Origin of the sequence: Roseiarcus sp., assembly GCF_052145395.1 — a bacterium.
Taxonomy (GTDB): Bacteria; Pseudomonadota; Alphaproteobacteria; order Rhizobiales; family Beijerinckiaceae; genus Roseiarcus.
Genome location: NZ_JBKQOT010000198.1, coordinates 1 through 4,329, shown reverse-complemented (window position 1 = coordinate 4,329; position 4,329 = coordinate 1). Strand labels below are relative to the sequence as shown.

The 4,329-nt window shown below is 62.3% G+C and carries 2 protein-coding genes and 1 pseudogene; 2 read left to right on the top strand and 1 reads right to left on the bottom strand.

Annotated elements, in window-relative coordinates; translation table 11 throughout:
• Positions 1-186 precede the first annotated feature (186 nt).
• Positions 187-1,158, bottom strand: a complete 972-nt coding sequence (locus tag ACLP25_RS06810) for a helix-turn-helix domain-containing protein (protein WP_442468460.1) — start codon at positions 1,156-1,158, stop codon at positions 187-189.
• 658 nt (positions 1,159-1,816) lie between these two features.
• Here ACLP25_RS06810 and ACLP25_RS06805 point away from each other — a divergent pair.
• Together ACLP25_RS06805 and ACLP25_RS06800 are read left to right on the top strand one after the other, a co-directional pair.
• Positions 1,817-2,635, top strand: a complete 819-nt coding sequence (locus ACLP25_RS06805) for a response regulator transcription factor (protein ID WP_442468459.1) — start codon at positions 1,817-1,819, stop codon at positions 2,633-2,635.
• Positions 2,636-3,825: 1,190 nt separating this feature from the next.
• A pseudogene (locus ACLP25_RS06800) lies at positions 3,826-4,329 on the top strand (hypothetical protein); the annotation flags it as partial.

Below are 4,329 nucleotides of genomic sequence, written 5' to 3'. Positions count from 1 at the left end.
TTCGCGACGGTGATGGCTGGTGGCCTAGATACTGCCGGCTTCGGAACGTAGTACATTCCACAGGCGCTCGCGATAAAGACCAAGATGCATACCGAAGTACGACTCATGGCCGTCCGTATAGCACATGAGGACGAGTTCCTGCTGGGCCGCATTCACGATGTCCTCCTCCGCCCGTGTGCGAGCGGCTCAGTCCTCTCTGCGCGATGCTGTGCGCAATACGGCGGTCGCGCCACCGAACTCGCTAGCGAACGCACGATAAAATGTCGCCATGCTGTTGAACCCCCAGCCAAAGGCGATGTCGATCACAGATCGGCCGGTTCCCGTCGCTCCGGCGATCGTGTCGCGGCACCTGAGCAACCGCTGGCGTAGAACGTATCGCGCGAAACTGCTGCCGCTTGGCTCAAACAGCCGATGCAACTGGCGCACCGAGATGCCGAGTGCGCCGGCGGCGCTGGCTGGGGTCAGTCCGGGATCGGCGAGATGCAGATCGACGTGGCGCTCGACCGCCGCGAATTGCGCCGACCGCAGCGACACCCGGCCCTGCTCGGCGCCCTCGTCGGAGGCCCCGCACGCCAGCGCCACCAGGCCGCAGAGGTTGCGCAGCACGGCTTCGCCGAGTTTGTCGGGCAGGAGCGGCGCCTGCGCCTTCGCCGCATCCACGGCTGTGCCGAGGAGCGAGCCGAGCGGCGAGGCGCCGGGCAGCCGAAACGGGCGCGCCAGTCGGCCCCCAGCCAGAAGCGGCGAGAGCGCTCCCTGCGGGATGACCAGCAACCCGAACGAGGCTGCGCCCTTCGATTCCGCGTCGAATCGCCATTCCGTCGAGCTCACGCAGAAATCGCCGGGCTCGTGAATGAGGTCGACCAGCGTGCTGCGCGGGGCGGCTCTCCAGATCAGCGGCCGCCGGAATCGGCGGATGAAGAACGCTTCGGTCTTGTCTCTGGCGACATCGGCGGCGGTGCGCCGAACCCTCTCGAGTCCCGTTTCGATATCGAGCAGCGCAAATTCGCCCGCAACTTGTCCGCCCGCTTCGGCGCGAAAGGCGCCGGGGTCCGGAATCTCGCCGGGCGTGATGCTATGGGCCTGCTTCGCGAAGTAATCGCACCAAAACCTTACGCGGTCGCGCGGCGGCAGGTCGTCCGTGGAAAAATGGACTTGCATGGCCATCCCTCCGGGCCGCCCAATACCCGAATAGAGTCACCCTTACAGCGACCGCATGGGTAAGGCGAGCCGCGACAGATCGCGTCGAGACGGTTTTGGCGCGGTCGTCCACTGCGAGTCTCTACCCGGAAACCGGCCCTATTGTCGCGACCGAGCTCCCCACGCGCACGATTGTCGTGGCGTGGACTTCGCCACGCTCGGCGCGACTTTGAGGTCGACGCCACCCATGCCGCTTGGCCTCGCTAATCATGAGGCGCACGCAACGCCATTAGAGCGGACGACGGCTGGTCAGCGCAAGGCCGCTCGGCCGCTTGGCTCCCTCCAGCCGGCGGGCGGGCGGCCATTCCGAGTATGGCTCTATCGATGGAGACCGGCGGCCTGACTCTCTCTTCCATGTTTCTAACCAAGGCGCCAACGGCTTTAGTTCCGATCGGCGCTGAATGAGACATAGCGCGGCGTTCCGTGAGACGACGATGACGATGAGCAGGCCTAATTGAGTGGCAACAGAAAGTGATGTCGAGGATCGCAATTTCTTTCAGGGAGCGTGATCATGCCTACAGTATCGTCAACATCGTCTTGGCGCGGCGTAGGCGCCACTTCAGCGTCCGCTGGTGCCGCCCTCGCTTATACCCGGCCCACTCACACGGGCGAGGGTAACGTGATCAACGTTTCGAAGGAAGCGGCCGCTCATCTCCGTCAACGTAACGCGATGACACGATACTCGGATCCGGAGACTACGACCAATCAAACCGAGATCCTGCGGCAAACGATGATCCAGTCGCTGCTTCGATATCGGGGTACGGGCCACGACCTGGAGTCGCCCGAACCAGAACTGGTGAGGTCATCACCTCTGTCGCACAGCGCACCAACCGTGTTCGTTGTCGACGAGGACGTTTCGGTGCGCAAATCCATTGAAGTGCTGGTCCTTAGAGCAGGCTGGCGGCCAGAGACCTATGGGTCTGGGCAGGAGTTCTTGCGCCGCCCACGCGTGCCTGTCCCAAGCTGTTTGATTCTCGACATTTCCCTTCCCGATCTCAGTGGCTTGGAGCTACAGAAATGTCTCGCAGTCGAGCGCCCCGACACGCCGATAATCTTCATGACCGGTCGGGGCGGTATTGCGATGACGGTTCAGGCCATGAAAGGCGGAGCTCTCGAGTTCTTGACCAAGCCCTTCGCGGACGACGTCTTGTTGAACGTCATGCGCAACGCCCTTGAGCTCAGCAAGATCGCGCTTCATGACGACGCTGAGATACGCGCGCTCCGAGACCGTCACGCGTCACTCAGTTGCCGGGAGCGGCAGGTGATGGCGTTAGTCGTCCGCGGCCTTTTGAACAAGCAGGTCGCCGACGAACTTGGGATCAGCGAGATTACCGTGAAGGCGCACCGAGGGCGGGTGATGCAAAAAATGGCGGCCAACTCCCTTCCCGCGCTGGTGATAATGGCAGCGAGACTTGGAATCTCGGTGCCAAAAGTCTGAGAGTTACCGCGTCAGACTGTCGAGATCGGACGTTCGAGTTGCTGGTGACAGTTTGCAGCGGGTCGGGCGCGAGTCTATGCGGCTTGACGAAGTGGCGGCGCTTCTCGTCGATGATCTCCCGTACCGAGTGTCCACTGACGAAACCGAGGCAACATAGACGAACGCCATTGCCGATCGCGGCGGCAAGCAAGGAGCGCGGGCGCCAACGGCTCTCAAGAGCCCGCGAGCCTGTCCGGCGCTGTCGCGCTTCACCGCGAAAAGGTCGCGAATCGCACACGGTGACGGAGAGGGAGAAGGTCAGCCCCCGATGGGCGAAGTTCCATGCGTTCGACAAGGACCGCCTGGACGCTCTGCGGTAGCGTCGAGGACGGCCAAGTCGAGCCCGCCGCACCCGATATGAGATCAGGGGAACTCGCGGAATTTAGCGCCTGACGTGCGGCGCAAGGCTGAGGTTGTGGTCGGCTGACATGGAATTATCCCCCCTGCAACTCAGCGGCCCGCTCTCCTAGAGTTTGCAAAAGCGATCGGCAGCAGGGACGCGACGTCGATGTCATCGACCTCGGTATCCTCGCCGCAATGTAGGCGGTGTAGGTAAGGCGCAGCGCGGGAAGGGCCCTCCCAGTTTCTCTGACCCGGCGAAACGACCTCTCTCAGCCATGAGGGGCCCGGTCCACCAACCTCGGATCGCTCTCCCAAAAACCAAAGTTCGAGCGCGCGCCGCTCGTCGTCCCGAATCACAGCCCCCGCCGCTTGCGCCGCTTCAAACGCAGCGCCCAACGAACCGAAGCGACCAATCTCCTGGTCTTCCGAACGGACGACGAAGTGGGGCGCATTTTGCGCAGGCACAATGGAGACACGGCGGGCCATACTTGGGTTTTCTCCGGCTGCTCGCCCGCAAATTGCGCCGGGGACGTGGTCTTACCCTCATGGGGACAGTAGTTGACACCGCTCCGGCGTGTTCTCGCTGCCTTAAGCGCTGGACGTATACCAAAGTTATCCACTAAGCCCAACCCCCACATAAGAGGAGATCAGAACGTGAACATATGGATTCATTGGACCTTTTACGACGGATGGGGTAACGTGTGCTGGCGACAAGGCGGGGATCGATCGGGACATCGATACTTATTGTCGGTTTACTAGGACGCAGCGGTTCAGCCCGCTGGCGAATGCGCTTTGCGGTAGGGGGAAAATTGATGGATCACGAGTCTCACATTGAGGCACAGCCACAGGCGCGGTTCTCGACACCCCAGCTGGAGAAACCGGGCGTTAGCGCCCATCGTATTTACACAGGCGCGGATGCAGAAAAAGACCGCACCATTGCGCTGGTCGAAAGCCGTCCGTTCCTGAGGGAGTGCATGGGGCGCAGCTTGCAATCGGCGTTCTCGGTTCCAGTCGTCACGTTTTCGTCGTTGTCGGAACTCGGGGAGCATCCTTGCGGCGCCTCGGCTGCTCTGGTCATCCTGTCCTTGATAGAGGTCAGCAGCGACACGTGGGCGAACGCGCTGAAGGACCTGGCGGAAGGCGTGTCGCGCCGCCCGATTGTCACCCTCGCCTCGACGAACGACGTCGAACTCGCCCGCGCCGCCATCCGACACGGCGCGAAAGGATACATTCCGCTCACGATGGGATTTGACATCGCGGTTGAGGCGATCCGTTTTGTTCTGGTCGGCGGGACGTATGTCCCAACGGACCAC